Source organism: Pseudomonas sp. LAMO17WK12:I10, assembly GCF_900215185.1.
Taxonomy (GTDB): Bacteria; Pseudomonadota; Gammaproteobacteria; order Pseudomonadales; family Pseudomonadaceae; genus Aquipseudomonas; species Aquipseudomonas chlororaphis.
The window spans coordinates 22,259-48,062 of the sequence record NZ_OBDX01000031.1; the positions used below are offsets into that span (position 1 = coordinate 22,259).

Consider the following 25,804-nt stretch of genomic DNA (forward strand, 5'->3'; position numbering starts at 1 on the left):
TTTGCCAGTGTTTTTTGCTTGGGGACGATGTCGAGGCTGATGGCCTCATCGCGGGCAAGTTCGTTCCTACAGATACGGCGCTGCTCTTGTAGGTGCGAGCTTGCTCGCGATGGCGTCCATCCGTCTGGCCCCCATCCCGGATCAGGCCGGCGTCGGGCTGTCGATCTGTTCCAGCATCCAGCGTACGAAGTCCCGCACCTTGGGCACTTCGGCCGCATGTTCGGGGTAGGCCAGGTAATAGGCGTCGTGGCTGGGCATGGCGTAGTCCCAGGCCAGGACCAGCTTGCCCTCGGCCAGCTCTTCTTCCACCAGGAACCGCGGCAGCAGCGCCACGCCGCAGCCGACCTGGGCGGCCCGGATGCACATGTAGAAGGTTTCGAAGCGCGGGCCGTGATAGCTGTGCTCGGTGTGGTAACCCTGGCTGTCGAACCAGTCATGCCAGGCCTGCGGCCGCGAGGCCAGTTGCAGCAGCACCAGCTCGGCCAGCTGCGTCGGGTCGGTGAACGGCTTGTCCGGCAGGCTGCCGGGGGCGCAGACCGCCACCAGCTCTTCGCCGAACAGTTTCAGGCACTCGGTGCCCGGGCGCGAACCCTGGCCGAAGTAGAACGCCATGTCGCTGCGGCCCTGCAGCAGGTCGTCGGCTTCCTGCTCGTTGCACAGGTCCAGGTGGATCTGCGGGTGGCGCAGGCGCCAGCCCTTGAGGCGCGGCACCAGCCAGCGCGCGCCGAAGGTCGATGGGGTGGACACCCGCAGGACTTCGGTTTCGCCGCCGTAGGAGCGCAGGTAATGGGTCGACATCTCGATCTGCGAGAGGATCTTGCGCACCTCCACCAGGTACAGGTCGCCGGCCGGGGTTAGTTGCAGGCGCCGACGTACCCGGCGAAACAGCAGGTGTTGCAGGAGCTCTTCCAGCTGCGCGACCTGCTTGCTGACCGCGCTCTGGGTCAGGTTCAGCTCCTCGGCGGCGCGGGTGAAGCTCAGGTGCCGGGTGACGGCCTCGAAACACTGCAGGGCGGTGATCGAGGGCAGGTAGCGTTTGTTCAGCATCGAGGGTTCCTTGTTCTTGTCCCGGCTGCGCAGCATGAATAAACGGAATGATATCTCGCCTAATCGTCGTTTGTTGGCAAGTCTCGGGCCGGCTACAACTACAGTCCTGAATAGCTGTGTCAACGGCTACGACTTTTTGCTTTCCATTTGTAAGGAGTGACCCATGGTTGCCGCATTGCTTGATCGTCTTGGTGTGAACCCGGCCCTGTATCAATCGGGCAAGCAGCCCGTGCATTCGCCGATCGACGGCAGCCGCATCGCCTCGGTGAACTGGCAGGGCGCGGCCGAGGTGGAGCAGCAGGTCAGTCGCGCGGAGCATGCGTTCGAGTTGTGGCGCAAGGTGCCGGCGCCGCGGCGTGGCGAGCTGGTGCGCCAGTTCGGCGAAGTGCTGCGCGAATACAAGGCCGACCTCGGTGAGCTGGTGTCCTGGGAAGCCGGCAAGATCACCCAGGAAGGCCTGGGCGAAGTGCAGGAAATGATCGACATCTGCGACTTCGCGGTCGGCCTGTCACGCCAGCTGTACGGCCTGACCATCGCCTCCGAGCGCCCGGGCCACCACATGCGCGAAACCTGGCACCCGCTGGGCATCGTCGGGGTGATCAGCGCGTTCAACTTCCCGGTCGCGGTCTGGGCCTGGAACACCACCCTGGCGCTGGTCTGCGGCAACCCGGTGATCTGGAAACCCTCGGAAAAGACCCCGTTGACCGCCCTGGCCTGCCAGGCGCTGTTCGAACGCGTGCTGAAGAACTTCAGCGATGCCCCCGAGTACCTGAGCCAGGTGATCATCGGCGGGCGCGACGCCGGCGAAGCGCTGGTGGATGACCCGCGCGTGGCCCTGATCAGCGCCACCGGCAGCACCCGGATGGGCCGCGAAGTGGCGCCGAAAGTCGCCGCGCGTTTCGCCCGCAGCATCCTCGAGCTGGGCGGCAACAATGCGATGATCCTGGGGCCGAGCGCCGATCTGGACATGGCCGTGCGCGCCATCCTGTTCAGCGCCGTCGGCACCGCCGGCCAGCGCTGCACGACGTTGCGCCGGCTGATTGCCCATGAGTCGGTGAAGGACGAAATCGTCACCCGGCTCAAGGCCGCCTATTCCAAGGTGCGCATCGGCCATCCGCTGCAAGGCAACCTGGTCGGCCCGCTGATCGACAAGCACAGCTTCGACAACATGCAGGATGCGCTGGAGCAGGCCCTGAGCGAGGGTGGCCGGGTGTTCGGCGGCAAGCGCCAGCTGGAAGACCAGTTCCCCAACGCCTATTACGTGTCGCCGGCGATCGTCGAGATGCCGGAGCAGAGCGACGTGGTGTGCAGCGAAACCTTCGCGCCGATCCTCTACGTGGTGGGCTACAGCGATTTCGCCGAAGCGCTGCGCCTGAACAACGCCGTGCCGCAAGGCCTGTCGTCCTGCATCTTCACCACCGATGTGCGTGAGGCCGAGCAGTTCATGTCGGCGGTGGGCAGCGACTGCGGCATCGCCAACGTCAACATCGGCCCGAGCGGCGCGGAAATCGGCGGCGCCTTCGGTGGCGAGAAAGAAACCGGCGGCGGCCGCGAATCCGGTTCCGATGCCTGGCGCGCCTATATGCGCAGGCAGACCAACACCGTGAACTACTCGCTGGAGTTGCCATTGGCGCAGGGTATTACCTTCGATTGATCGACCCCGATCGCGCCCGCCTGCCGGGCGCTGTAGCCGCTGCCGAAGGCTGCAATAAGCTCCGAAGGAGCTTGGTTCTCGATCTCCTGTCGGGCCTGCGGCGGCCTTCAGTTCGCCGCGACCGTACGGTCGATCGCAGCCTGCGGCAGCGGCTACAGGGAGGTGCTGGTTCATGGTCTGTGGTTCGTTGATTTCGGAGTCTGGCAATGTCGTTACGCGAAGAATGCCTGTGGGAAAAACTGACGCCGCAAAGGCCTGACAATGCTGCGCTCAAGGGCGAGGTCAGGGTGGATGTCTGCGTGATCGGCGCGGGCTTTACCGGTCTGTCAGCCGCCGTGCACCTGCTGGAGCAGGGCAAAAGGGTTTGTGTACTGGAAGCCCACCGCACCGGCCACGGTGGTTCGGGACGCAACGTGGGGTTGGTGAATGCCGGGATGTGGATCCCGCCGGACGAGATTGAGGCCGGTTTCGGCGAGGCGGTCGGCAGCCAGCTCAACCGCATGCTGGGGGCGGCGCCGGCCCTGGTGTTCAGCCTGATCGACAAATACCGCATCGATTGCCAACTGCGCCGCGAAGGCACCTTGCACATGGCGCACAACGCCCGGGGCGAGGCCGACCTGCGCAGCCGGGAAGCCCAGTGGAAACGCCGGGGCGCGCCGGTCGAACTGTTGACCGGCGCGGCCTGTGAAAACGCCACCGGCACCAGGAAGATCGCCGCCGCCTTGCTCGATCGTCGGGCCGGCACGGTCAATCCGATGGCCTATGTCAGTGGCCTGGCCAAGGCCGCGGTCGACCTGGGTGGCCAACTGTTCGACCATTCGCCGGTGACCCGTCTCGAACGCCAGGGCCAGCGCTGGTCGGTGCAGACCGCCCAGGGCTCGGTGCTGGCCGAGCAGGTGGTGATTGCCTCCAATGCCTACACCGAGGGCGACTGGACCGAATTGCGGCGCAATTTTTTCCCCGGTTACTACTATCAGGTCGCCTCCAGGCCGCTGAGCGAGGAAGCCGCGCAGCGGATCCTGCCGGGTGGCCAGGGTTCCTGGGATACCCGCCAGGTGCTCAGCAGCATTCGCCGGGACGCCGACGGCCGCCTGTTGCTGGGCAGCCTGGGCAATGGCAACCAGAAGCCGGCCTGGTTCCTCAAGGCCTGGGCCGACCGGGTACAACAGCACTATTTCCCTTACCTGAAAACGGTGGAGTGGGAGTGCACCTGGACCGGTTGCATCGCCTTTACCCCCGATCACCTGATGCGTCTGTTCGAGCCGGCGCCCGGTCTGGTGGCGGTCACCGGCTACAACGGCCGGGGCGTGACCACCGGTACCGTGGTCGGCAAGGCCTTCGCCGATTACCTGTGTAACGGAAATCCTCAGGCCTTGCCGATTCCCTTCGCCCCCATGCAGCCCCTGGCCGGCGTGGGCTTGCGCAGTTGCCTGTACGAGGCCGGGTTCTCCCTCTATCACGCGGGCCAGTGCCTGCGGATCGTTATCTGACAAAGGAAATATGTTGCCGGGTGCGGCGCTTTTCGGCGCAGCGACTAGCCTGTAGTGGTGCGGGGCGTAGCAGTCCTGCACCAGTAGTGTGCAGTTCGGTTACGCAGGCTGTTACAGGCTGGTTGCACGTTGATTTGCGCTGCGGTTGCAATGATGGCGCAGGCGGGTTGCGCCTGATGTTTTGTAAGGTTTCACCTTCCGCGGTTTAGACGGTTGCACGCCCAATAAAAAAGGGCTCGAAACAGTCGAAATAACAATAAAAGAGCGACTTTTTTCAGAATAAAAAACCAATGGCACGGCCCTTGCTCTGAGCATTCGGTGAAGTCGCAGTGCCAACTAAAAAAACCTTGGAGCACCACCTCATGTCCCAGACGTTTTACAAGAAAGGCTTTCTGGCCCTCGCAGTGGCAGCTGCGTTGGGTGTTTCTGCGTTTGCTCAGGCCGACCTCAAGATCGGCGTAGCAGGTCCCATGACAGGCGCCAACGCGGCATTTGGCGAGCAGTACATGAAGGGTGCACAGGCAGCGGCTGACGAGATCAACGCCAAGGGCGGCGTCAACGGCGAGAAGATCGTCCTGGTCAAGGGCGATGACGCCTGCGAACCGAAGCAGGCCGTGGCCGTGGCCAACCGCCTGGTGGACCAGGACAAGGTGGCCGGTGTGGTCGGTCACTTCTGCTCGTCGTCGACCATTCCGGCTTCCGAGGTCTACAGCGATGCGGGCGTGATCGCCATCACCCCGGGCTCCACCAACCCGCAGGTCACCGAGCGCGGCCTCTCCGCCATGTTCCGCATGTGCGGGCGTGACGACCAGCAGGGCATCGTCGCCGGCGACTACATCGTCGACGTGCTCAAGGGCAAGAAAGTCGTGGTCCTGCACGACAAGGACACCTACGGCCAGGGCCTGGCGGATGCCACCAAGGCCCAGTTGAGCAAGCGCGGCGTGACGCCCGTGCTGTACGAAGGCCTGACCCGCGGCGAGAAAGACTTCAGCGCCGTGGTCACCAAGATCCGCGCCGCCGGTGCCGATGTCGTCTACTTCGGCGGCCTGCACCCGGAAGCCGGTCCGCTGGTACGCCAGATGCGCGAGCAGGGCCTCAAAGACGTCAAGTTCATGTCCGACGACGGTATCGTCACCGACGAACTGGTGACCACCGCTGGCGGTCCGCAATACGTCGATGGCGTGTACATGACCTTCGGCGCCGACCCGCGCCTGCTGCCGGACAGCAAGACCGTGGTCGACGCTTTCCGCAAGGCCGGCACCGAGCCTGAAGGCTACACCCTGTACGCCTACGCGTCGGTCCAGGCACTGGCTGCCGGCTTCGGCGGGGCCAAGTCCAACAAGGGCGAGGACGCCGCCAAGTGGCTCAAGGCCAACCCGGTGAAAACCGTGATGGGCGAGAAGACCTGGGACGCCAAGGGCGACCTGAAAGTCTCCGACTACGTGGTTTACCAGTGGGACAAGGACGGCAAATACCACCAGCTGGAAAAACAGAAGTGACATGAGCGTCTGGGCAGGCCGGCCTTTCCTCCAGGGGAGGGCGCAGGCCTGCTGCATGCGTGTCCGTGCAGTACCTGTCTTTTCTCGTAGAGCTGCACAACTGTCGTGTTGCGCGGGTGGGTGAACCCCAAGGCCGTCGTATCCGCTGTGTGCAGTCTCTCAAATGCGTGAGATTGCGTTATGGATGGTATTTTCCTGCAGCAACTGATCAATGGACTGACCCTTGGGTCCGTCTATGGTCTGATCGCCATCGGCTACACAATGGTCTATGGCATCATCGGCATGATCAACTTCGCCCACGGCGAGGTTTACATGATTTCCGCTTACCTCGCGGCAATCAGTCTGGCTCTGCTGGCCTACTTCGGCATCGAATCCTTCCCGCTACTCATTCTCGGTACCCTGGTCTTCACTGTCGTCGTGACGGGGATCTATGGCTGGGTCATCGAGCGCGTCGCCTACAAACCCCTGCGTAACTCCACCCGCCTGGCGCCGCTGATCAGCGCCATCGGTATCTCGCTGATCCTGCAGAACTACGCGCAGATCAGCCAGGGCGCCAAGCAACAAGGTGTACCGACGCTGCTGGCCGGCGCCTGGAAGGTCGATATCGGCACCGGTTTCGTCCAGCTCACCTACACCAAGATCTTCATCCTGGTGGCGGCATTCGCCGGCATGGCGGTGCTCACCTACATCATCAAGTACACCAAGCTCGGCCGCATGTGCCGCGCCACCCAGCAAGACCGCAAGATGGCCTCGATCCTCGGGATCAACACCGACCGGGTGATTTCCTACGTGTTCATCATCGGCGCCGCCATGGCGGCGCTGGCGGGCGTACTGATCACCATGAACTACGGCACGTTCGACTTCTATGCCGGCTTCATCATCGGCATCAAGGCGTTCACCGCGGCGGTACTCGGCGGCATCGGCTCGCTGCCGGGCGCGATGCTCGGCGGGATCATCCTCGGGATCTCCGAGTCGCTGTTCTCCGGTCTGATCAACTCCGACTACAAAGACGTGTTCAGTTTCTCGCTGCTGGTGCTGATTCTGATCTTCCGTCCCCAAGGCCTGCTGGGTCGCCCACTCGTGGCGAAGGTATAAGTATGTCTGCTGCCAATAAACCGATTGATATCAAAAAGAGCCTCATCGACGCCGTACTGGCCGGGCTGATCTCGCTGATCGTGTTCGGTCCTATCGTGGGCGTGGTACTCGAGGGCTACAGCTTCAACCTGCAACCGGCCCGCGTCGGCTGGCTGGTGGCGATCGTGATGATCGGCCGTTTCGCCTTGAGCCTGTTCCTGCAGACGCCCAAGGGGCTGAAGATCCTCCAGGGTTTCGAAAGCACCGGTTCCGGTGTGCATGTGCTGGCGCCGGACTACAAGTCGCGGCTGCGCTGGATCATCCCGGCGCTGATCGTGATCGCCATCGTCTTCCCGTTCTTCGCCAACAAGTACCTGTTGACCGTGGTCATCCTCGGCCTGATCTACGTGCTGCTCGGCCTGGGGCTGAACATCGTGGTCGGCCTGGCCGGGCTGCTCGACCTGGGGTACGTGGCGTTCTACGCCATCGGTGCCTACGGCCTGGCGCTGGGTTACCAGTACCTCGGCCTGGGTTTCTGGACCGTGCTGCCCCTGGCGGCCCTCGCCGCGGCGCTGGCGGGATGCATACTCGGCTTCCCGGTGTTGCGCATGCACGGTGACTACCTGGCCATCGTGACCCTGGGCTTCGGCGAGATCATCCGCCTGATCCTCAACAACTGGCTGTCCTTCACCGGCGGCCCGAACGGCATGCCGGTTCCGTCGCCGAGCATTTTCGGTCTGGAGTTCACTCGGCGGGCGAAGGATGGCGGGGTGCCGTTCCATGAGTTCTTCGGCCTGGAATACAACCCCAACCTGAAGTTCCTGTTCATCTACATCGTGCTATTCATCGTGGTGCTGCTGGTCCTCTACATCAAGCATCGCCTGACCCGCATGCCGGTCGGCCGGGCCTGGGAAGCGCTGCGCGAAGACGAGATCGCCTGCCGCGCCATGGGCCTGAACCACGTGCTGGTGAAACTCTCGGCCTTCACCATCGGTGCCTCCACCGCGGGCCTGGCCGGGGTGTTCTTCGCCAGCTACCAGGGCTTTGTGAACCCCTCGTCCTTCACCTTCTTCGAGTCGGCGCTGATCCTGGCCATCGTGGTCCTGGGCGGCATGGGGTCGACCGTGGGCGTGGTGATCGCGGCGTTCGTCCTCACCGTGGCGCCGGAGCTGCTGCGCAGCTTCTCCGAGTACCGGGTGCTGCTGTTCGGCATTCTCATGGTGTTAATGATGATCTGGCGGCCGCGAGGCCTGATTCGTATCAGCCGCACCGGGGTAACCCCGCGTAAAGGTGCCTTGGTCGAGAGGAGCGTGCCATGAGCGATGAAGTCATTCTCAAGGTAGAGAACCTGATGATGCACTTCGGTGGCATCAAGGCCCTGAGCGACGTCAGCCTGGAGGTCAAGCGCAACTCCATCTTCGCCCTGATCGGCCCCAACGGCGCCGGCAAGACCACGGTGTTCAACTGCCTGACCGGTTTCTACAAGGCCACGGGCGGGCATATCGCCCTCAATACCCGGGGCAAGCCGACCAACGTCATCAAGCTGCTGGGCGAGCCGTTTCGCGCGACCGACTTCGTGTCGCCCAGGCGCTTTGCCAGCCGGCTGTTCTACAAGATGTTCGGCGGTACCCATCTGGTGAACCGGGCGGGCCTGGCGCGGACCTTCCAGAACATTCGCCTGTTCAGGGAAATGTCGGTGCTGGAGAACCTGCTGGTGGCCCAGCACATGTGGGTCAACCGCAACCTGGTGTCCGGCATCCTCAATACCAAGGCTTACCGCAAGGCTGAAAGCGACGCCCTGGACCACGCCTTCTACTGGCTGGAGGTGGTGGACCTGGTGGACTGCGCCAACCGCTTGGCCGGCGAGTTGTCCTACGGCCAGCAACGCCGCCTGGAAATCGCCCGCGCCATGTGCACCCGGCCGCAGATCATCTGCCTCGACGAACCGGCCGCCGGCCTCAACCCCCAGGAAACCGAAGCGCTCAGCGCGATGATCCGGCTGCTGCGCGACGAGCACGACCTGACCGTGGTGCTGATCGAACATGACATGGGCATGGTGATGAGTATTTCCGACCATATCGTGGTGCTCGACCACGGCAACGTGATCGCCGAGGGCGGGCCCGAAGCGATCCGCAACGACCCGAAAGTGATTGCCGCCTACCTGGGTGCGGACGAAGAGGAACTGGTATGACGACTGCGCCTATCCTCGAACTCAAGGACCTGGACGTGTACTACGGGCCGATCCAGGCCCTGAAGAAAGTCTCGCTGCACATCAACGAAGGTGAAACCGTGAGCCTGATCGGCTCCAACGGTGCCGGCAAGTCCACGCTGCTGATGTCGATTTTCGGCCAGCCGCGGGCCGAGTCCGGGCAGATCATCTATCGCGGTGTGGACATCACCCACAAGTCCTCGCACTACATCGCCTCCAACGGCATCGCCCAGTCGCCGGAGGGGCGCCGGGTGTTTCCGGACATGACGGTGGAAGAGAACCTGCTGATGGGCACCATCCCCATCGGCGACAAGTACGCCAGCGAAGACATGCAGCGCATGTTCGAACTGTTCCCGCGGCTCAAGGAACGTCGGACCCAGCGGGCCATGACCATGTCCGGCGGCGAGCAGCAGATGCTCGCCATCGCCCGCGCGCTGATGAGCCGTCCCAAGCTGCTGTTGCTGGACGAACCGAGCCTGGGGCTGGCGCCGATCGTGGTGAAGCAGATCTTCGCCACCCTGCGCGAGCTGGCCTCCACCGGCATGACCATCTTCCTGGTCGAGCAGAACGCCAACCACGCGCTGAAGCTGTCGGACCGCGCCTATGTGATGGTCAACGGCGAGATCCGCCTGAGCGGCACCGGCCAGGAACTGCTGGTCAACGAGGAGGTGCGTAACGCGTATCTGGGCGGTCACTGAGCCTGAGTACCGTGGATAAGACATGCCCCGCCGGTTCGCGCCGCCGGGGCATTTTTTATCCCCTTGATCTTGTAGGAGCGAGCTTGCTCGCGATGCTCGTCAACGGTGACGCTGGCTGTCTGGATATACGCGTCGTTCTCGGGTTCTTCGCGAGCAAGCTCGCTCTTACAGAGAGTGAATGACCTTGTCCACAGCAGAAAACGCAAATTGTGGAAAACATTCTGCGCAAGCTGGCAAAGCGCGGCATAAAGACGCTGCAAATAGTTGTTTTGCCACGGTTTTGACTTGTCCCCGTTTGCTGTGGAACTGGCTGTGGGTAACGTGGGAGTAGCTGGCTGGACGCCTTGAATGGCATGGCCTGCAGGCGGATGGTTGTTTTTTGATCAGGCGTTTTTGCCGGACTTCGAGCAGCCGTTGTCAACCTTTTTATTGTCGCAGGCAAAGGGCGAAAACACCCTGGACAAGCCTGTGGATAAGTCTGTGACTAAACTCTGGAAAGACTCGCCAAGGCAGCGTCGTTACTGGCTTGAAGCCATCCCTCGCCTGACCGTCCGATTGCCTTCATTGGCCGGGGCTGCATGGACGCCATGCCCGGGTCAAGCAAAAAACTTTCTAAAACCGCCTGCAGCCCCTGTGGATAGCGGCTTGCAGACTTTTGCACTTGCCCCCAAAGACTGTGGAGCGTCCTGTGGATAAGGTGCGTGCATATGGCTGCGGGCCACGAAAACCGGGGCTTGGCTGGTGTTGGTTGTTTTCTGTACAGTTGCGTCCCTGTAGCCGCTGCCGAAGGCTGCGATAAGGCCCGGAGGGCCTTTCAACGATCTTGAAGAGCACGCCCTCTTCGAACGGAATGCCGCCCAGACCGATCGCAGCCTTCGGCAGCGGCTACAGGGGAGGCTGATAGCCTGGCTCGCACAACCTCCGGTTGCCGCTGCGATTCAGGCCGGGCATGCTGCGAAACGATTTTTCATTTCCACGGCGGTTCGACGCCCAGCAAGGAGAACACCATGACTTCCACCCTGTTTATTACCGGCGCGACCTCCGGTTTTGGCGAAGCCTGTGCCCGTCGTTTTGCCGAGGCCGGCTGGTCGCTGGTGCTGACCGGTCGCCGCGAAGAGCGTCTCAACGCCCTGTGCGCCGAGCTGTCGAAGCAGACCGAGGTGCACGGCCTGGTGCTCGATGTGCGGGACCGCAAGGCCATGGAAGAAGCGATCGCCAACCTGCCGCCGTCCTTCGCTAAGCTGCGTGGGCTGATCAACAACGCCGGCCTGGCCCTGGGGGTCGACCCGGCGCCCAAGTGCGACCTGGACGACTGGGACACCATGGTCGACACCAACATCAAGGGCCTGATGTACAGCACCCGCCTGCTGCTGCCACGGCTGATCGCCCATGGCCGCGGCGCCGGCATCGTCAACCTCGGCTCCATCGCCGGTAACTACCCGTATCCGGGCAGCCACGTGTATGGCGCGAGCAAGGCGTTCGTCAAACAGTTCTCCCTGAACCTGCGTTGCGACCTGCAAGGCACCGGTGTGCGGGTGACCAACATCGAGCCGGGCCTGTGCGAAAGCGAGTTCTCCCTGGTGCGCTTCAAAGGCGACCAGGAGCGTTACAACGCTACCTACGCCGGTGCCGAGCCGATCCAGCCGCAGGACATCGCCGACACCATCTTCTGGGTGCTCAACACCCCGGCCCACGTCAATATCAACAGCCTGGAGCTGATGCCGGTGAGCCAGACCTGGGCCGGTTTCGCCATCGAGCGCAACGCCAAGGGCTGAATGCTCCCCCTGTAGCCGCTGCCGAAGGCTGCGATCGACCTCGAAGAGGGCGTGCTCTTCAAGATCGCCGAAGGCCCTCCGGGCCTTATCGCAGCCTGCGGCAGCGGCTACACTCCGCGTGCCGATGCGTTTGGCAACACAGCCGTTCAGGCCTGAATCAGCCCGCACAAGGTAGACTCCCGCTCCGCAACCCACCGCAGCCTTGCATCAAGGCCGCGAATTCAAAGGTTCTCGAGGAGGAAATGTGAGTAACCGAGGTGAGCAGGTACTGCTCAAACAATCGACCGTCCTGATGTTCGCCGTGGCGATCGCCGCTATCGTCACGGGTTTTTTTTCCGGTTCCCAATCGATTCTGTTCGATGGTTTCTTTTCGCTGATCGCGACCGTCATCAAGGTCTTGATGCTGATCACCGCCAAGCTGATCGCCAAGGAAAGTAACCAGCGCTTTCAGTTCGGCTTCTGGCACCTGGAACCGATGGTGCTGTTGATCGAAGGCAGCTTTTTGTTGCTGATTGCGATCTACGCTTTTCTCAGCGGTATGTTCGGCATCATCAACGGTGGCCGCGAGATCGAACTGGGCCTGGTGATCCCTTTTGCGATGGTGCTTAGCGTCGTCTGCTTCGCCTATTTCTTCTACGTCCGTTATCGCAATCGCACGTTGAAATCCTCGTTGATCCAGTTCGACAACATCAGCTGGCTGGTGGACGCGATGCTCTCGGTCGGCTTGCTGGTGAGCTTTCTCATCGCGTTGCTGCTCAAGACCCAGGGTTATGGCCAGTGGGCCGCTTACGTCGACCCGTCGATCCTGATCCTGCTGGCCCTGAGCATGCTCGCGCCGGCCTTCAATATTCTCAAGCCAGCGTTACGCGATGTACTGGGGATTGTCCCGGACCAACTGGATGACAAGGTTCGCCAAGTGATGGACGAGGCGAAAGTCGAACACGGCTTTGCCGACTATGTCTCGTATGTGCAGAAGCACGGACGGGCGCGGTTTATCGAGATTCACATTGTGCTGCCGCAGGACTATCCATTGCAGGGCGTGGCGACGCTGGACAAGCTGCGCGAGGAGATATCCACACAGCTCGGCAAGGCGGATGCGGCGCGCTGGCTGACCATCAGCTTTACCGGCGATCGCAAGTGGATTGCCTGAGGCCTTCCTGAGCGCAGGCGCGCAATCGCGAGCTTCGCTCCTACAGAGGCATGCCTTTTCTGTAGGAGCGAAGCTTGCTCGCGATAGCGATGTAAAGATCAGCCGAAGTATTCAGCCAGGCCGAGATAACAGGTCGCCAGGTGATAAGGCGTGGTTGACGGCATGTCCCGGCGGCTGAGTACGCCATGGGCGTCCAGGCATTCGTTCCAGCCCTTGGCATGCAGGAAGTGTTGTTGCAGCGCCAGCAACTGGTGCTGCAGGCGTTCGGCGCTGTCCTGGCGCAAGGTCAGGGCGCGCAGGTATTCGGCCTGGGCCCAGATGCGTTGGGTCGGGTCGAGCACATCGCCCTCGACACTCAGCATCCCACTCACCGCGCCGCTGGAGTTATCCACACCAACCTGCTCGGCATAGGCGAATGCCCGCTCCAGCGAGGCGTGCAGCGGGCAGCCGCGCAGCAAGGCCGAGGATTGCAGCAGGAAGAACCATTCGAACTGGTGCCCCGGCTCGAACCAGTTATCCACAGCCCCCAGCGGTTTCTCCATCATCAGCCCATGCCGTGGCTCGATGAAGCGCTGCTGCATGGATGTGCACAGGGCTTGCAGCGCGCTTTGCACGGCGGCGTCGTCACGCACGGCCAGGGTGGCGAGGAAGGCTTCGGCCAGGTGCATCAGCGGGTTCTGCAAGGGACCGGAGGCCAGGGACGACCAGTCCTCGGCGAGGGCCGCTTCGTACAAGCCATCGCCGCTGGCAAAACGTTCGGCCACCACTTTCAGCGCGGCATTGAGCACCGATTCCACCAGCGGCTCGCGGACCCTGGCCCAGTAATGGGCGCAGGCAAAGACGATAAAGGCGTGGGTGTAGAGGTCCTTGCGCCTGTCCAGCGGCGTGCCCTGGGCATCGATGCTGTAGAACCAGCCACCGTGTTCGGCGTCGTGGAAGTGCCGTTGCAGGGAACGGAACAGCGCCGCGGCGCGCTCTTCGGCAAGCGGCGTACGGCCATCGCCGATCAGGCTGGAAAACAGGTACAGCTGCCGGGCGCAGGCCATGGCCCGATAACGCTGAGGTGGCAGCGGGGCATGCTCGGCGTCCAGCGCCTCGAAGGGCAGCGCCAGTTCCGGATTCCAGCCCGGCCCCTGCCAGAGCGGCACGATCACGCTGTGGAAATGCTGTTGCACGGCCGTAAACAGGGCGGTCGATTCAGACGGGGAAGTGGGGCTGGAAACATCGGGCATTGGCTGGCGTCGTCACGGCAGGGTGGAATGCGCGACATGGTAGCAGAGAAGGCCCTGGGGATCGTGGTTGGGCCGGAGCCCTTAATCGCGAGCAAGCTCGTTCCTACAGTGGCGGCGTTGTTCCTGCAGGAGCGAGCTTGCTCGCGAAAAAAAGCCTCAAACGACGTGCATCAGCCGGCCAGCAACCACACACCAGTCGCGGCGGATGCCGCGCCCGCCAGGCGCACCAGCGGCGCAGCGGCCTGTGGCAGGAGCCGGACCACGGCATAACCGGCCGCGTGCAGTGCCGCGGTGGCGGCGACAAAGCCTGCGGCATAGGTCCAGGGGCTGGACATGTCCGGCAGTTCCAGGCCGTGGGCCACGCCGTGGAACAGGGCGAACAGCGCGGTGGCGGCCACCGCCAGGCTCAACGGCGGACGCACCGCCAGGGCCACGGCCAGGCCGAGGGCCAGGACCGAGGCGGCGATCCCGCTTTCCAGGGCCGGCAGGTTCAGCCCTGCAAAACCCAGCACGCCGCCGATCAGCATGGTGCCGACGAAGGTGCAGGGCAGTGCCCAGCGCGCCGCGCCTTGCTGCTGCGCGGCCCACAGGCCGACCGCAACCATCGCCAGCAAGTGGTCGAGGCCACCGATCGGGTGGCTGATGCCGGCCATCAGGCCGTTGTCGCCGTGGCCCGGGTGAGCGAAGGCCAAAGCTGGAGTCAGCAGCAGGGCGAGGGTGCCGAGAATGCGTTTGAGTGTCATGGACAGGCTTCCTTGTTGAGCTTTTTGAAAAGAGCGATCAGGCCGCGATCAGCAGTCCCTGGCGTTCGATAAAGGCGATGATTTCCTCCAGGCCCTGGCCGGTCTTCTGATTGCTGAAGACGAATGGCTTGCCACCGCGCATGCGCTGGGTATCGCTGTCCATCATCTCCAGCGAAGCGCCAACCAGGGGCGCCAGGTCGATCTTGTTGATCACCAGCAGGTCGGACTTGCAGATGCCCGGGCCACCCTTGCGCGGCAGCTTGTCGCCCGCCGACACGTCGATCACGTAGATGGTCAGGTCGGACAGTTCGGGGCTGAAGGTCGCCGACAGGTTGTCGCCGCCGGACTCCACCAGAATCAGGTCGAGGCCGGGAAAACGCCGGTTCAGCTGATCCACCGCCTCGAGGTTGATCGAGGCGTCTTCGCGAATCGCTGTGTGTGGGCAGCCGCCGGTTTCCACGCCGATGATGCGCTCGGGCGCCAGAGCCTGGTTGCGCACCAGGAAATCGGCGTCTTCGCGGGTGTAGATATCGTTGGTCACCACCGCCAGGTTGTAGCGTTCGCGCAGGGCCAGGCACAGGGCCAGGGTCAGGGCGGTCTTGCCGGAGCCCACCGGGCCGCCGATGCCGACGCGCAGAGGTTGTGCGTTCATGTGACTCTCCACAATAAAAGGCACCCAAGTAAAAGGCGCCAAACTAAAAGGACCTAGGAACGGAACAGGCGGCTGTACTGGCGCTCATGGGCCATGCACGCCAGGGACAGGCCGAAGGCGGCGCTGCCGTAATGTTCGGGGTCGAGGTTCGAGGCATTGCGCTGGGCCTCTTGCAACAGCGGCAACAGTTCGCTGGTCAGGCGCTGAGCAGCCTGCTGGCCCAGGGGCAGGGTTTTCATCAGCACCGCCAGCTGGTTTTCCAGCCAGCTCCACAGCCAGGCGGCCAGGGCGTCCTGCGGGCTGATCCGCCAGGCCCGCGCGGCCAGGGCCCAGCCCAGGGCCAGATGCGGCTCGGCGATCTGCGCGAGAAAGGCGTGGGCCGGCGGATCCAGCTCCGGCAGGCCGTTCAACAGCTGTTGCAGGGAATAGCCCATTTGCCGGCTTTCCTGATGCAGCTCGCGGGTTTCGCGGCTGGCGCGATGTTCCTGGCACAGCTGCAGCAATTGCGCCCAGTCCTCGTCCGCGGCCGCCTGACAATGGGCCAGCAACAGCGGTGCTTCGAAGCGCGCGAGGTTGAGCAGCAACTGGTCGCCGATCCAGCGTCGGGCGCTGTGCGGATCGTTGACCGTGGCCTGTTCCACGGCCATTTCCAGGCCCTGGGAATAGCTGTAGCCGCCAATCGGCAGCTGTGGGCTGGCCAAGCGCAGCAGGGCCCAGGCCGGGTTCATGGGCGCACGCCAAACTGGTGCAGCCGCGGCGCGTAGTTGAAGTCCTCGTCGCCGTGGCGGGAATGATGATGGCCACCGCCGTAGGCGCCGTGTTCCGGCTGGAACGGCGCCTCGATGGTTTCGGTATTGGCGCCGAGCTGTTCGAGCATGGCCTTGAGCACATAGTCGTCGAGCAGGCGCAGCCAGCCATCGCCGACTTGCAGCGCGACGTGGCGGTTGCCCAGGTGGTAGGCGGCGCGGGTCAGTTCGAAGGCATTGCGGCAGGTGACATGCAACAGGGTTTCCGGACGCGCGCAGACCCGCACGATCCGGCCGTCTTCGGCTTGCAGGCATTCGCCGTCGTGCAGCGGCGGCTGGCCACGCTCCAGAAATAGCCCGACGTCCTCGCCGTCGGCACTAAAACAGCGCAAACGGCTTTTGCTGCGGGCTTCGAAGGTCAGGTGCAACTCGGCGGACCAGTCGGGTTGCGGCGCGATTCTGCGATGAATCACCAGCATTGGAAGGCTTCCAGCTATGAGCGATGCAGGGTGTAGAGCAAGTGCCTTGCCAATCGCCCGGTCTGATCGGAAACGGGTGGAAAGCGCCTGAAAATGGGGCGGGCTTATGTTTTATTTTGTTACAAATTCAGGGTGTGCGCTGATTTATAGCACTGACTTGGTGCGTTGTGCTGTTTTTTGATGCGCGGCGAAGCGCCGCTCTGGCGCAAGCCATGGCGGGCAGATGAGGCGGTGGAGGAGGCTGTGCGGTTGAGCACAGCGGCGGGGGGTTATTCGGTGCTGCCCAGCCCTTGCCAGTGCTTGAGGCCGATAAAGATGAAGCGCAGCTGCTGGGTGATTTTCGCCTGCGGCGTAAGGTGCTCGGGCAGGGCTTGCGCGGGCGGGTCGATGATGTCCGGCAAGGTGGCGAACACACTTTTGACGATCAGGTCGGCCATCACCGTCAGGTCGGCGATGTTCAGGTGTTGCAGCTTGGGCATCAGGGTCAGGTCGGCCGCCAGGTCAGCGCTGATGTTTTCCCGCAGGCTGGCGATCGCCTGGCGCACCGGCAGCGAACCGCCGTACTGCTCGCGGGCGAGGAACAGGAACTGCGAGCGGTTGGCTGCCACTACATCGAGGAAGATCCGCACCGAGGCATCGATAATGCCGCCCATGACAAATTCGTTATGGCGCACCAGGCGGATGGTTTCACGGAAGGTCTGGCCGACTTCGCTGACCAGTACCAGGCCAAGCTGGTCCATATCGTCGAAATGCCGGTAGAAACCGGTCGGCACTATGCCGGCGGTTTTCGCCACTTCGCGCAGGCTCAGGCTGCCGAATCCGCGGCCGCATTCCATCAGGTGGCGGGCAGCGTCCATCAGAGCGTTGCGAGTCTGTTGTTTCTGTTCGGCGCGGGGCAGCATCGGCGGGCTGGTTTTCTGATCAAGAGAGCGGCGCACTCTAGCAAATCAACTTTGCCGGCGTCGAACCTGGTGGGGGCGGTGGGCTGAAGGCGAGACCTGGATCGGAGCGGTGGACGCAGAAAAAAACGGCGCGGCTCAGGAAAAAACAAAGCCCGATCCAGGGACCGGGCTTTTCTGTAGAGGCATCATAGGCTTGACTCACAGCTGGGTTGCGTTAGGCCAAACGGTCGTTGCCGTCTTAAACCAGACCTTTCTCTTCCAGGCGATCACGGCCGCCTTCGGCTACAGCCTGGCCCAGGGGAGTGCGATCGAAGCCGTCTTCAGCCAGGGTCTGGCCTTGTGGGGTGCGGTCGCCGCCATCGGAAGCCAGGGTTTGGCCTTGTGGGGTGCGGTCGCTACCGTCGGAAGCCAGGGTCTGGCCTTGTGGAGTGCGGTCGCCACCGTCGGAAGCCAGGGTCTGGGTGAATACCGAGGTGCTGGCCTTGACTTGTGGGGTAGCCTGTTCAGCGGCTGGCAGGGCGAAAGCATTGGCTGCCAGGATCGAGAGGGTCAGGCTAAGCAGTAATTGGCGTTTCATGATGGGTTGCTCCTTGGGAGGGCGATAAAGTGGGTACGGAGCCAATGTTACGCGCGCAAAATCGATATAAAAGTTCATAAAGACAATGGTAATAATCAACAGAATTGATTGTTCTGCCCGAGGGCTCTAGAACGGGCGTTTCCGAAGAAAGGTTTTGCACCGGGGTGGGTATTTTCGACCCATCTGCGCCTCGCAGAAGTGCGGCGGCGGTAACGCCAAGCTGGCGCTTCGGTCAGGAAAGTCCGCGCTTTTGTGTCTGATTCGCGGCTTTGGGTTAAACCTGCGGGCCGTTTGTCAGTCCTAGTTTTCATGACCGGTGGATTTCAACCCCGGCCGTTCACAGGGGCGTCGTTATCCCGGCGTCCTTCAGTAGTCAGGAGCCCTGTGCATGATGCGCACTCGTAAAATTCTCGCCTGGACAGTCGGTAGCCTTTTCCTGCTGCTGGCCGTGCTGGTACTGATCATCGCGTTCTTCGATTGGAACCGGATCAAGCCGCCACTCAATGCCAAAGTCTCCGAAGAATTGCATCGCCCCTTCGCCATCAACGGCAACCTGGCGGTGATCTGGCAGCGCGAGCCCGACGAAGGCGGCTGGCGGGCCTGGGTGCCATGGCCGCATGTGGTGGCCGAAGACCTGACCCTGGGCAACCCCGACTGGTCCAAGGCGCCGCAGATGGTCAGCCTCAAGCGCGTCGAGTTGCGCATTTCGCCCCTGGCATTGCTGGCGCAGCGCGTGCGCATTCCGCGTATCGACCTCACCGAGCCGAACGCCGCTCTCGAACGCCTGGCCGACGGCCGCGCCAACTGGACCTTTCAGTTCGACCCGAAAGACCCGAATGCCGAACCCTCCAACTGGGTGGTGGACATCGGCGCCATCGGCTTCGACAAAGGCCATGTCATCCTCAATGACCAAAGCCTGAAAACCCGCCTCGACCTGCTGATCGACCCGTTGGGCAAGCCGATTCCGTTCAGCGATATCGTCGGCGACAAGGCGGCGAAGAAAGCCGAGGAGAAGGGCGCAGCTCCCCAGTCCTACGCCTTTGCCTTCAAGGCCAAGGGGCAATATCACGGCCAGGCGCTCACCGGCTCCGGCAAGATCGGCGGCTTGCTGGCGCTGCAGGACGCGAGCAAGCCGTTCCCGCTGCAAGTCCAGGCAACGATCGGCGATACCCGCGTCGAACTGGCCGGCACCCTGACCGACCCGCTCAACCTCGGCGCGCTGGATCTGCGCATGAAGCTTGCCGGCACCAGCCTGGGCAACCTGTATCCGCTGACCGGCGTGACCCTGCCGGACTCGCCGGCCTATGCCACCGATGGCCACCTGAGCGCGCAGTTGCGCGAACCGGCCGGGGCGAAGTTCCAGTACCAGGATTTCAACGGCAAGATCGGCGACAGCGACATCCACGGCAACCTGACCTACGTCGCCAGCCAGCCCCGGCCCAAGCTGACCGGCGGGCTGGTGTCCAATCAGTTGCTGTTCAGCGACCTGGCGCCGCTGATCGGCGCCGACTCCAACGCCGAGCAGAAGGCCCGGGGCGGCGACAGCAAGCAGCCGGCGGACAAGGTGCTGCCGGTGGAAGAGTTCCGCACTGAGCGCTGGCGCGACATGGACGCCGATGTCGAGTTCACCGGCAAGCGCATCGTCCACAGCGCCGATTTGCCCTTCACCGACCTGTACACCCACCTGGTGCTCGACGACGGACGCCTGAGCCTGGAGCCGCTGCGTTTCGGCGTGGCCGGCGGCAAGCTGGATGCGCAGATTCGCCTCAACGGCCAGGCCACGCCGCTGGAAGGCCGGGCCAAGCTGACCGCGCGCAACTTCAAGCTCAAGCAGCTGTTCCCGACCTTCGAGCCGATGAAAACCAGCTTCGGCGAACTCAATGGCGATGCCGATATCGCCGGGCGCGGCAACTCGGTGGCGGCCCTGCTCGGCAGCGCCAACGGCGAGCTGAAGATGCTGATCAACGACGGCGCCATCAGCCGCAGCCTGATGGAGATCGCCGGGCTCAACGTCGGCAACTATGTGATCGGCAAGATGTTTGGCGACAAGGAAGTGAAGATCAATTGCGCCGCCGCCGACTTCGGCATCAAGACCGGCCTGGCCACCACTCGCCTGTTCGTGTTCGATACCGAGAACGCGATCGTCTACATCGACGGCACCGCGAACATGGCCAGCGAGCAACTGGACCTGACCATCACTCCGGAATCCAAGGGCCTGCGCCTGTTCTCCCTGCGCTCGCCGCTCTATGTGCGAGGCAAGTTCATCAAGCCGGAGGCTGGGGTCGAGGCCGTGCCGCTGATGTTGCGCGGCGCCGGCATGGTGGCGCTGGGGGTGATCGCCGGGCCGGCGGCCGGATTGCTGGCGCTGGTGGCGCCGAGCGGCGGCGAGCCGAACCAGTGCGCGCCGCTACTCGAGCAGATGCGTTCGGGCAAGGCGCCGGTGGCGGTCAAACCGACGCGTTGAGAGCAAACGGGATTTTCCTGTAGGAGCGAGCTTGCTCGCGATAGCCGCGAAGCGGCGACCTGTCTGCCAAAACTGGTCATCCTTGGCGATCTTTTCGCGAGCAAGCTCGCTCCTGCCTGGTCCCTGGGGCATTAGCCAGCGGCGAGCATGGGATGCCCGGCCGCCTGGGCCTCTTCGCGCAGCCACTGGAAAAATACCCGCACCGGCGGATGCCGTTCGCGCCCGGGCACGCACAAGGCGCTGTAGCCCGCGCCGTCGACATGGATCTCCGGGCGATACGGCAGCAGCAGGCCGCTGGCCACGCTTTCCGACACCAGGATATTGCTGGCCAGCACCAGGCCCTGGCCGGCAATGGCCGCCTGCAGGGCGTAGTGTTCCTCGTCGTATTCACGAATCACCGGACGGCCCTGCATCCAGCTTTCCTGCGCCTTGTCGCACCAGGCCTCCCAGCCATGGGCATAGAGCTTGGAGTTGTGCCAGCGCACGCTGATCAGCGTCGGCGTTTGCTCGCGGGCCTGGACCACCTGCTCCGGCGAGCCGTAGACCGCGAAGCACTCGTCGAACAGGCACAGCCCATAGAGATTCGGGTAGTCGTCCAGGCTGTAGCGGATCACCAGGTCGACGCTGGCATCCTGCTGCAGGTCGATGACCTCACAGTTGGTGTCCAGGCGCAGGTTGATGTTCGGATGCCGGGCATAAAAACGCCCTAGGCGCGGCACCAGCCACAGCGCGGCGAAGGCCGGCGTGGTGGAGATCATCAGGTTCGCGCCGCTGCGTTGCGGACGCAGGCTGTCGACGCTCTGCGCCACTTCCAGCAAGGCGCCGTGCAGGCTGTGGAACAGCCGTTCGCCGCATTCGGTCAGGCGCACCTGGCGCGGCAGGCGCTGGAACAGCGGCACGCCCAGCCAGCTTTCCAGGGAGCGGATCTGGTGGGAAATCGCCGTGGGTGTAACCGACAGTTCCTCGGCGGCGGCCTTGAAACTCAGGAGCCGGGACGCCGATTCGAAGGCGCGCAGGGCGGTCAGCGGCAGGTTGGCAAACATACTGGGTCACCTTATGGGTGAAATGGATTCATCCTGATCAACTATTGCTCATTTGTTCCAGGGGGCCTGCATCAATAGCTTTATTCCTCGCCCAGGAAGGCTTTTACGGTCTTCCAGAATGATCCAGGATGAGGAATGACAGATGAGCAGAATTCTAGCAGTACATGGTAGCCCCCGTGGCGAACGCTCCCATTCGCGGCGGCTGACGGAGCGTTTTCTCCAGGCCTGGCTCGAGGCCCATCCCCAGGGCCAGTTGACCCGCCGGGAAGTCGGCCGCGCTTCGCTGCCCCACGTCAGCGAGGCCTTCGTCGCCGCGGCGTTTTATCCCGAACCCCAGGCACGGCCCTTGTCGATGCAGGCCGACCTGGCCCTGAGTGACGAGTTGGTGACGGAACTGCTGGAACATGAGCTGCTGGTGATCTCGGCGCCGATGTACAACTTCAGCGTGCCCAGCGGCCTCAAGGCCTGGGTCGACCAGATCGTGCGCCTGGGCCTGACCTTCAATACCGTGCAGGACAATGGCATCGCCCAATACGAGCCGCTGGTGCGGGGCAAGAAAGCGCTGATCGTCACCAGTCGCGGCGGCTTCGGCTTCGGCCCGGGTGGCGAGCTGGAAGCCATGAACCACGCCGATCCGTGGTTGCGCACCGCACTGGGCTTTATCGGGATCGAGGACGTCACGGTGGTCGCGGCCGAAGGCGAGGAGTCGGCGGAGCGCACGTTCCAGGTGTCCTGCACCGAAGCCGAGCAACGCCTGCTGGCACTGGCGCGGACCTTCTGAGGAGGCGACATGGCCTGGCTGTTCTTGCTGATCGCCGCCGCCTTCGAAGTCACCTTCGCCATGGGCATGAAGTACGCCGAGGGGTTCACCCGGCTATGGCCGTCGCTGCTGACGGTGGTGGCCGCGCTGGGCGGCATCTACTTCTTGACCCTGGCGATGCGTGAACTGCCGGTGAGCATCGCCTACCCGATCTGGACCGCCATCGGCTCCCTGGGCACGGTGTTCCTCGGTTTCGCCTTGCTGGGGGAGAGCCTGACGCTGGTCAAGCTGCTGTCGGTGGGGCTGATCGTGGCCGGGGTGGTGGGGCTTAAGTAGAAGGGATGGAGCCCGGGGGAATGTCATACAGTGGTCGTGAAGCTGTCATCTTGGCTGTCGATGCTCTTGGCTGCTGTCTGCATCCAGCCTCGGGCGCCGCGGTCCCTGATACAAGTCCGATCACAAGGATGTTCCCATGTCCCAAGAGCTTGCCACGCGTTACCCGCTGGTCCTGGTCCCCGGCATGCTGGGGTTTATCCGGCTGGTGCTGTACTCCTACTGGTTCGGCATCGAGTCGGCGTTGCGCCGCGGCGGGGCCACGGTGATTGCCGTGCAGGTCTCGCCGCTGCACTCCACGGAGGTGCGCGGCGAGCAGTTGCTGGCGCGGGTCGAGGAGATCCGCCGCGAAACCGGCGCCGACAAGGTCAACCTGATCGGCCACAGCCAGGGGGCGCTCACCGCCCGCTATGCCGCGGCCAAACGCCCGGACTGGGTGGCCTCGGTGACTTCGGTGGCCGGGCCCAATCATGGCTCGGAGCTGGCCGACTACATCGAACGCCACCATTCCATCGACACCCTGCGCGGGCGCGTGCTGAGTTTTATCCTGCGGGTGATTGCCGTGCTGATGAGCTGGCTCGATACCGGCTATCGCGGGCCGAAGCTGCCGGCGGATATCCATGCCTCGCACCGCTCGCTGACCAGCGAGGGCGTGGCGCTGTTCAACCGCCAGTACCCCCAGGGCTTGCCGGACACCTGGGGCGGGCAGGGGCCGGAAGAGGTCAACGGGGTGCGCTACTACTCCTGGTCCGGCACTTTGCAGCCGGGCAAGACCAATCGCGGGCGCAACCTGTTCGACGGCACCAACCGCACCTGCCGGCTGTTCGCCAGGACCTTTGTCCGCGAGGCCGGGCAATGCGATGGCATGGTCGGCCGCTACAGCTCGCACCTGGGCACGGTGATTGGCGACGATTACCCCCTGGACCACTTCGATATTGTCAACCAGTCGCTGGGGCTGGTGGGCAAGGGCGCCGAGCCGATCCGGCTGTTCGTCGAGCATGCGCAGCGGTTGAAGGCGGCGGGGGTATAGCCAGAGAGGGATGTGGCGGTCTTGAGATTTATCGCGAGCAAGTTCGCTCTTACAGGATCGAGCGGTCCCTGGCGAGCTGTTAGGCGACGCTGGCCTTGCGCCCTAGCGCGGTGGTCCAGCGTTCCGACAGGATCACCCCGCCCAGGGTCAGCACCCCACCCACCAGGTGATACAGCGCCAGCTGTTCATGCAGCACCACGGCGGCAATCAGCGCGGTGATCAGCGGCAGCAGGTTGAAGAACAGTGTGGTGCGGCTCGGTCCCAGGCGTACCACCGCCTGCATCCAGGCCAGCGGCGCGAGCATCGAGGCCAGCAGGCAGGCATAAAGCACCAGGGGAATGTTGTGCAGGGTCAGGCCGGTTTTCGGCGAGGCCAAAAACAGCGGGAACAGCACCACCACGGCCACCAGCACCTGCAGATACAGCAGCACCAGCGGCGGCAGGCGCAGCTGCCATTTTTTCAGCAGGGTGCTGTAGACCGCGTAGGCCAGGGTGGCGATCAGCATCATCGCGTCGCCCAGGTTCACCCCCTGTTCCAGCAGCACGTCGAGGCTGCCGGACGACACCACCACCAGCACCCCGGCAAACGACAACACGGCACCGGCCAGGGCGCCGGCCGTCAGGCGCTGGCCGAGGCTGGCGATGGCCATGGCCAGCGACATCAGCGGCATCAGCGAGAGGATGATGCCCATGTTGGTGGCCGAGGTCAGGGTCGCGGCGAAGTAGGCCAGGCTCTGGTACACCGCCATGCCCAGCACGCCGAGGATGAAGATCTTGCCCAGGTTCGGGCGGATCACCGCCCAATGGGCGACCACTGCCTTGAGCATGAACGGCGTGAACAACAGGCCGGCCAGCAGCCAGCGATAGAAACCGATCTCCGCGGGGAAGATCGCCCCGACCGCCAGCTTGTTGATAACGGTATTGCCGGCCCAGATAAAGACGGCCAGTAACGGATAAGCGTATTGCATGAGGAAAAACCAGAACGTTGATGAAGGGTGATTATCCCTCTGTCTGGATCCAGGCCTATACTTCGATCCAGACAACCCACCCCTGAATCCGGACAGCATGAGCAAAAAACACATCGACCTGCTGCCCTTCAGCGGTCTGCCGGCGCCGGTGTACTTCCGCTATGCCGATTTCGACGCCCACAGCCATGCGCTGGAACATCGTCACCCCTGGGGCTGCCTGGAATATTCGGCCCATGGCGTGATGCACATGGAAATCGCCGGCCAGCGCTTTATGTCGCCGCCACAGTACGCCATCTGGATTCCGCCGGGCACCGAGCATAGTTTCTACAGCCCGCAGCCGATCGTGTACCGCGCCGTGTGCCTGGCCCCGCAGTTGTGCCAGGCGCTGCCGCAGCAGGCCTGTACCCTGGCTATCAGCGATATCCTCAAGGCGATCCTCAAGGACTTCGCCGCGCGCGATGTGCAGATCCCCGAGCAGGAAGCGGACAGCCGCCTGGCCCAGGTGATGCTCGACCAGTTGCAACAGGCGCCGGTGCATGACGGTTACCTGCCGTATGCCAGCAGCCCGGCCTTGCTCGGTGTGCTGGAAGCGTTGCAGGCCGCCCCGGGGGATAACCGCGCGCTGGCCGATTGGGCGCGGCAGATCCACGTCAGCGAACGCACCCTGGCCCGGCAATTCGTGCGCGAGCTGGGCATGAGTTTCGGCGAGTGGCGCCAGCGCCTGCGCTTCCTGGCGTCCATCGAGGCGCTGGACAGCGCGCGCAGTGTCCAGGAGGTGGCGTTCGACATGGGCTACAGCAGCGCCTCGGCATTTATCGCGATGTTCCAGCGCCAGGCCGGTTGCACCCCCGAGCAGTACCGGCGCACCAGCCTACAGAACAGGTGAACCTGTAACAGGGTTTGTCTACACTGCGCTGGAGGCCGCGCCCGTCGGTGCGGTAACAAGGAGAAAACTCCATGAAGATGCTGCGTATCCCTTTGTTGATGGTTGGTCTGTTGCTCTGTTCCCAAGGATTTGCCGCCACCGCCCAGCAGAACAAGATGACCACTTGCAACGCCGACGCCACCGCGAAAGCCCTCAAGGGCGATGAGCGCAAAGCCTTTATGAGCACCTGCCTGAAAGCCACCCCGGCTGCCGCGGCAACCCCGCAGGAACGGATGAAGACCTGCAACGCCGACGCCACTGCCAAAGCCCTCAAGGGCGATGAGCGCAAGGCCTTCATGAGCACGTGCCTGAAGAAGCAATAACCTTCTCCTTCGCAGGCGCGAGCTTGTTCACG

General features: G+C 63.4%; 26 protein-coding genes. 16 read left to right on the top strand and 10 right to left on the bottom strand.

The features are described from left to right. Nucleotides 1-141: 141 nt before the first annotated feature. Entirely contained in the window at nucleotides 142-1,047 is a 906-nt protein-coding gene (locus CRO75_RS26415) for a LysR family transcriptional regulator (protein WP_025808040.1), read from the bottom strand. A gap of 163 nt (nucleotides 1,048-1,210) precedes the next feature. On the opposite strand from CRO75_RS26415, the gene CRO75_RS26420 reads away from it, so the two are divergent. From CRO75_RS26420 to CRO75_RS26465, 10 genes are all read left to right on the top strand, one after another. Then, the gene (locus CRO75_RS26420; RefSeq protein ID WP_007925211.1) at nucleotides 1,211-2,701 is read left to right on the top strand and encodes an aldehyde dehydrogenase family protein; all 1,491 of its coding nucleotides are present in this window, start codon (nucleotides 1,211-1,213) and stop codon (nucleotides 2,699-2,701) included. 206 nt (nucleotides 2,702-2,907) lie between these two features. Next, nucleotides 2,908-4,191 carry an FAD-binding oxidoreductase gene (locus CRO75_RS26425; protein ID WP_097139242.1) on the top strand — a complete coding sequence of 428 codons (1,284 nt, stop codon included), beginning with the start codon at nucleotides 2,908-2,910 and terminating at the stop codon, nucleotides 4,189-4,191. Nucleotides 4,192-4,553: 362 nt separating this feature from the next. After that, nucleotides 4,554-5,690: a branched-chain amino acid ABC transporter substrate-binding protein gene (locus CRO75_RS26430; protein ID WP_007925216.1), complete on the top strand. Its 1,137-nt coding sequence runs from the start codon at nucleotides 4,554-4,556 to the stop codon at nucleotides 5,688-5,690. A gap of 180 nt (nucleotides 5,691-5,870) precedes the next feature. Next, on the top strand, nucleotides 5,871-6,785 hold the full coding sequence (locus tag CRO75_RS26435) for a branched-chain amino acid ABC transporter permease (protein ID WP_007925218.1): 915 nt from the start codon (nucleotides 5,871-5,873) through the stop codon (nucleotides 6,783-6,785). Between the two features lie 2 nt (nucleotides 6,786-6,787). Next, nucleotides 6,788-8,083 (top strand): high-affinity branched-chain amino acid ABC transporter permease LivM, encoded by a 1,296-nt coding sequence (gene livM, locus CRO75_RS26440; RefSeq protein ID WP_097139244.1) that lies wholly within the window; start codon nucleotides 6,788-6,790, stop codon nucleotides 8,081-8,083. Next, a complete protein-coding gene (locus CRO75_RS26445; RefSeq protein ID WP_097139247.1) occupies nucleotides 8,080-8,955 on the top strand; it encodes an ATP-binding cassette domain-containing protein in 876 nt (291 codons plus the stop codon). Before livM ends, CRO75_RS26445 begins: the two co-directional genes overlap by 4 nt. Then, nucleotides 8,952-9,671, top strand: a complete 720-nt coding sequence (locus CRO75_RS26450; RefSeq protein WP_007925221.1) for an ABC transporter ATP-binding protein — start codon at nucleotides 8,952-8,954, stop codon at nucleotides 9,669-9,671. Before CRO75_RS26445 ends, CRO75_RS26450 begins: the two co-directional genes overlap by 4 nt. A 348-nt stretch (nucleotides 9,672-10,019) precedes the next feature. Beyond that, nucleotides 10,020-10,367 (top strand): hypothetical protein, encoded by a 348-nt coding sequence (locus CRO75_RS33065; RefSeq protein WP_177409790.1) that lies wholly within the window; start codon nucleotides 10,020-10,022, stop codon nucleotides 10,365-10,367. Between the two features lie 311 nt (nucleotides 10,368-10,678). Then, on the top strand, nucleotides 10,679-11,446 hold the full coding sequence (locus tag CRO75_RS26460; protein ID WP_009041929.1) for an SDR family oxidoreductase: 768 nt from the start codon (nucleotides 10,679-10,681) through the stop codon (nucleotides 11,444-11,446). 244 nt (nucleotides 11,447-11,690) lie between these two features. Then, nucleotides 11,691-12,596 carry a cation transporter gene (locus tag CRO75_RS26465; RefSeq protein WP_062823821.1) on the top strand — a complete coding sequence of 302 codons (906 nt, stop codon included), beginning with the start codon at nucleotides 11,691-11,693 and terminating at the stop codon, nucleotides 12,594-12,596. Nucleotides 12,597-12,694: 98 nt separating this feature from the next. On the opposite strand, the gene CRO75_RS26470 is transcribed toward CRO75_RS26465, so the two are convergent. The 7 genes from CRO75_RS26470 to CRO75_RS26500 form a co-directional block, all read right to left on the bottom strand. Further along, nucleotides 12,695-13,828, bottom strand: a complete 1,134-nt coding sequence (locus CRO75_RS26470; protein ID WP_097139249.1) for an AGE family epimerase/isomerase — start codon at nucleotides 13,826-13,828, stop codon at nucleotides 12,695-12,697. A gap of 170 nt (nucleotides 13,829-13,998) precedes the next feature. Next, the gene (locus CRO75_RS26475) at nucleotides 13,999-14,571 is read right to left on the bottom strand and encodes a HupE/UreJ family protein (protein WP_053259447.1); all 573 of its coding nucleotides are present in this window, start codon (nucleotides 14,569-14,571) and stop codon (nucleotides 13,999-14,001) included. 37 nt (nucleotides 14,572-14,608) lie between these two features. After that, nucleotides 14,609-15,223 (bottom strand): urease accessory protein UreG, encoded by a 615-nt coding sequence (ureG, locus tag CRO75_RS26480; protein WP_009041933.1) that lies wholly within the window; start codon nucleotides 15,221-15,223, stop codon nucleotides 14,609-14,611. Between the two features lie 53 nt (nucleotides 15,224-15,276). Beyond that, the gene (locus tag CRO75_RS26485; protein ID WP_009041934.1) at nucleotides 15,277-15,951 is read right to left on the bottom strand and encodes an urease accessory protein UreF; all 675 of its coding nucleotides are present in this window, start codon (nucleotides 15,949-15,951) and stop codon (nucleotides 15,277-15,279) included. Continuing rightward, complete coding sequence (gene ureE, locus CRO75_RS26490) at nucleotides 15,948-16,448, bottom strand: urease accessory protein UreE (RefSeq protein ID WP_062823818.1); 501 nt, start codon at nucleotides 16,446-16,448, stop codon at nucleotides 15,948-15,950. Before ureE ends, CRO75_RS26485 begins: the two co-directional genes overlap by 4 nt. Nucleotides 16,449-16,717: 269 nt before the next feature. Then, nucleotides 16,718-17,350, bottom strand: a complete 633-nt coding sequence (locus tag CRO75_RS26495) for a TetR family transcriptional regulator (RefSeq protein ID WP_009041936.1) — start codon at nucleotides 17,348-17,350, stop codon at nucleotides 16,718-16,720. A 238-nt stretch (nucleotides 17,351-17,588) separates the two neighbouring features. After that, nucleotides 17,589-17,927 (bottom strand): hypothetical protein, encoded by a 339-nt coding sequence (locus CRO75_RS26500; RefSeq protein ID WP_097139251.1) that lies wholly within the window; start codon nucleotides 17,925-17,927, stop codon nucleotides 17,589-17,591. 388 nt (nucleotides 17,928-18,315) lie between these two features. Between CRO75_RS26500 and CRO75_RS26505 the strand changes: the two genes are divergently transcribed. Next, complete coding sequence (locus CRO75_RS26505; RefSeq protein WP_097139252.1) at nucleotides 18,316-20,391, top strand: AsmA family protein; 2,076 nt, start codon at nucleotides 18,316-18,318, stop codon at nucleotides 20,389-20,391. Between the two features lie 131 nt (nucleotides 20,392-20,522). Here CRO75_RS26505 and CRO75_RS26510 read toward each other — a convergent pair whose 3' ends face one another. Next, a complete protein-coding gene (locus CRO75_RS26510) occupies nucleotides 20,523-21,434 on the bottom strand; it encodes a LysR substrate-binding domain-containing protein (protein ID WP_097139255.1) in 912 nt (303 codons plus the stop codon). Between the two features lie 142 nt (nucleotides 21,435-21,576). Here CRO75_RS26510 and CRO75_RS26515 point away from each other — a divergent pair, with 142 nt between their 5' ends. From CRO75_RS26515 to CRO75_RS26525, 3 genes are all read left to right on the top strand, one after another. After that, entirely contained in the window at nucleotides 21,577-22,215 is a 639-nt protein-coding gene (locus CRO75_RS26515; RefSeq protein WP_038582498.1) for an NAD(P)H-dependent oxidoreductase, read from the top strand. A 9-nt stretch (nucleotides 22,216-22,224) separates the two neighbouring features. Further along, nucleotides 22,225-22,530 carry a multidrug efflux SMR transporter gene (locus CRO75_RS26520; protein WP_007932767.1) on the top strand — a complete coding sequence of 102 codons (306 nt, stop codon included), beginning with the start codon at nucleotides 22,225-22,227 and terminating at the stop codon, nucleotides 22,528-22,530. Nucleotides 22,531-22,666: 136 nt separating this feature from the next. Further along, nucleotides 22,667-23,557, top strand: a complete 891-nt coding sequence (locus CRO75_RS26525; protein WP_097139257.1) for a triacylglycerol lipase — start codon at nucleotides 22,667-22,669, stop codon at nucleotides 23,555-23,557. Between the two features lie 79 nt (nucleotides 23,558-23,636). On the opposite strand, the gene CRO75_RS26530 is transcribed toward CRO75_RS26525, so the two are convergent. Then, nucleotides 23,637-24,524: a DMT family transporter gene (locus CRO75_RS26530; protein ID WP_097139259.1), complete on the bottom strand. Its 888-nt coding sequence runs from the start codon at nucleotides 24,522-24,524 to the stop codon at nucleotides 23,637-23,639. 97 nt (nucleotides 24,525-24,621) lie between these two features. Between CRO75_RS26530 and CRO75_RS26535 the strand changes: the two genes are divergently transcribed. Both CRO75_RS26535 and CRO75_RS26540 read left to right on the top strand, forming a co-directional pair. After that, nucleotides 24,622-25,410: a helix-turn-helix transcriptional regulator gene (locus CRO75_RS26535; protein WP_085533667.1), complete on the top strand. Its 789-nt coding sequence runs from the start codon at nucleotides 24,622-24,624 to the stop codon at nucleotides 25,408-25,410. A 71-nt stretch (nucleotides 25,411-25,481) separates the two neighbouring features. Continuing rightward, a complete protein-coding gene (locus CRO75_RS26540; protein WP_097139261.1) occupies nucleotides 25,482-25,772 on the top strand; it encodes a PsiF family protein in 291 nt (96 codons plus the stop codon). Nucleotides 25,773-25,804 lie beyond the last annotated feature (32 nt).

Bases quoted from the DNA above. Each gene is read 5' to 3' on its own strand.
- CRO75_RS26415 (WP_025808040.1), bottom strand. From the start codon at position 1,047: ATGCTGAACAAACGCTACCTGCCCTCGATCACCGCCCTGCAGTGTTTC.
- CRO75_RS26420 (WP_007925211.1), top strand. From the start codon at position 1,211: ATGGTTGCCGCATTGCTTGATCGTCTTGGTGTGAACCCGGCCCTGTAT.
- CRO75_RS26425 (WP_097139242.1), top strand. From the start codon at position 2,908: ATGTCGTTACGCGAAGAATGCCTGTGGGAAAAACTGACGCCGCAAAGG.
- CRO75_RS26430 (WP_007925216.1), top strand. From the start codon at position 4,554: ATGTCCCAGACGTTTTACAAGAAAGGCTTTCTGGCCCTCGCAGTGGCA.
- CRO75_RS26435 (WP_007925218.1), top strand. From the start codon at position 5,871: ATGGATGGTATTTTCCTGCAGCAACTGATCAATGGACTGACCCTTGGG.
- livM (WP_097139244.1), top strand. From the start codon at position 6,788: ATGTCTGCTGCCAATAAACCGATTGATATCAAAAAGAGCCTCATCGAC.
- CRO75_RS26445 (WP_097139247.1), top strand. From the start codon at position 8,080: ATGAGCGATGAAGTCATTCTCAAGGTAGAGAACCTGATGATGCACTTC.
- CRO75_RS26450 (WP_007925221.1), top strand. From the start codon at position 8,952: ATGACGACTGCGCCTATCCTCGAACTCAAGGACCTGGACGTGTACTAC.
- CRO75_RS33065 (WP_177409790.1), top strand. From the start codon at position 10,020: ATGGCATGGCCTGCAGGCGGATGGTTGTTTTTTGATCAGGCGTTTTTG.
- CRO75_RS26460 (WP_009041929.1), top strand. From the start codon at position 10,679: ATGACTTCCACCCTGTTTATTACCGGCGCGACCTCCGGTTTTGGCGAA.
- CRO75_RS26470 (WP_097139249.1), bottom strand. From the start codon at position 13,828: ATGCCCGATGTTTCCAGCCCCACTTCCCCGTCTGAATCGACCGCCCTG.
- CRO75_RS26475 (WP_053259447.1), bottom strand. From the start codon at position 14,571: ATGACACTCAAACGCATTCTCGGCACCCTCGCCCTGCTGCTGACTCCA.
- ureG (WP_009041933.1), bottom strand. From the start codon at position 15,223: ATGAACGCACAACCTCTGCGCGTCGGCATCGGCGGCCCGGTGGGCTCC.
- CRO75_RS26485 (WP_009041934.1), bottom strand. From the start codon at position 15,951: ATGAACCCGGCCTGGGCCCTGCTGCGCTTGGCCAGCCCACAGCTGCCG.
- ureE (WP_062823818.1), bottom strand. From the start codon at position 16,448: ATGCTGGTGATTCATCGCAGAATCGCGCCGCAACCCGACTGGTCCGCC.
- CRO75_RS26495 (WP_009041936.1), bottom strand. From the start codon at position 17,350: ATGCTGCCCCGCGCCGAACAGAAACAACAGACTCGCAACGCTCTGATG.
- CRO75_RS26500 (WP_097139251.1), bottom strand. From the start codon at position 17,927: ATGAAACGCCAATTACTGCTTAGCCTGACCCTCTCGATCCTGGCAGCC.
- CRO75_RS26505 (WP_097139252.1), top strand. From the start codon at position 18,316: ATGATGCGCACTCGTAAAATTCTCGCCTGGACAGTCGGTAGCCTTTTC.
- CRO75_RS26510 (WP_097139255.1), bottom strand. From the start codon at position 21,434: ATGTTTGCCAACCTGCCGCTGACCGCCCTGCGCGCCTTCGAATCGGCG.
- CRO75_RS26515 (WP_038582498.1), top strand. From the start codon at position 21,577: ATGAGCAGAATTCTAGCAGTACATGGTAGCCCCCGTGGCGAACGCTCC.
- CRO75_RS26520 (WP_007932767.1), top strand. From the start codon at position 22,225: ATGGCCTGGCTGTTCTTGCTGATCGCCGCCGCCTTCGAAGTCACCTTC.
- CRO75_RS26525 (WP_097139257.1), top strand. From the start codon at position 22,667: ATGTCCCAAGAGCTTGCCACGCGTTACCCGCTGGTCCTGGTCCCCGGC.
- CRO75_RS26530 (WP_097139259.1), bottom strand. From the start codon at position 24,524: ATGCAATACGCTTATCCGTTACTGGCCGTCTTTATCTGGGCCGGCAAT.
- CRO75_RS26535 (WP_085533667.1), top strand. From the start codon at position 24,622: ATGAGCAAAAAACACATCGACCTGCTGCCCTTCAGCGGTCTGCCGGCG.
- CRO75_RS26540 (WP_097139261.1), top strand. From the start codon at position 25,482: ATGAAGATGCTGCGTATCCCTTTGTTGATGGTTGGTCTGTTGCTCTGT.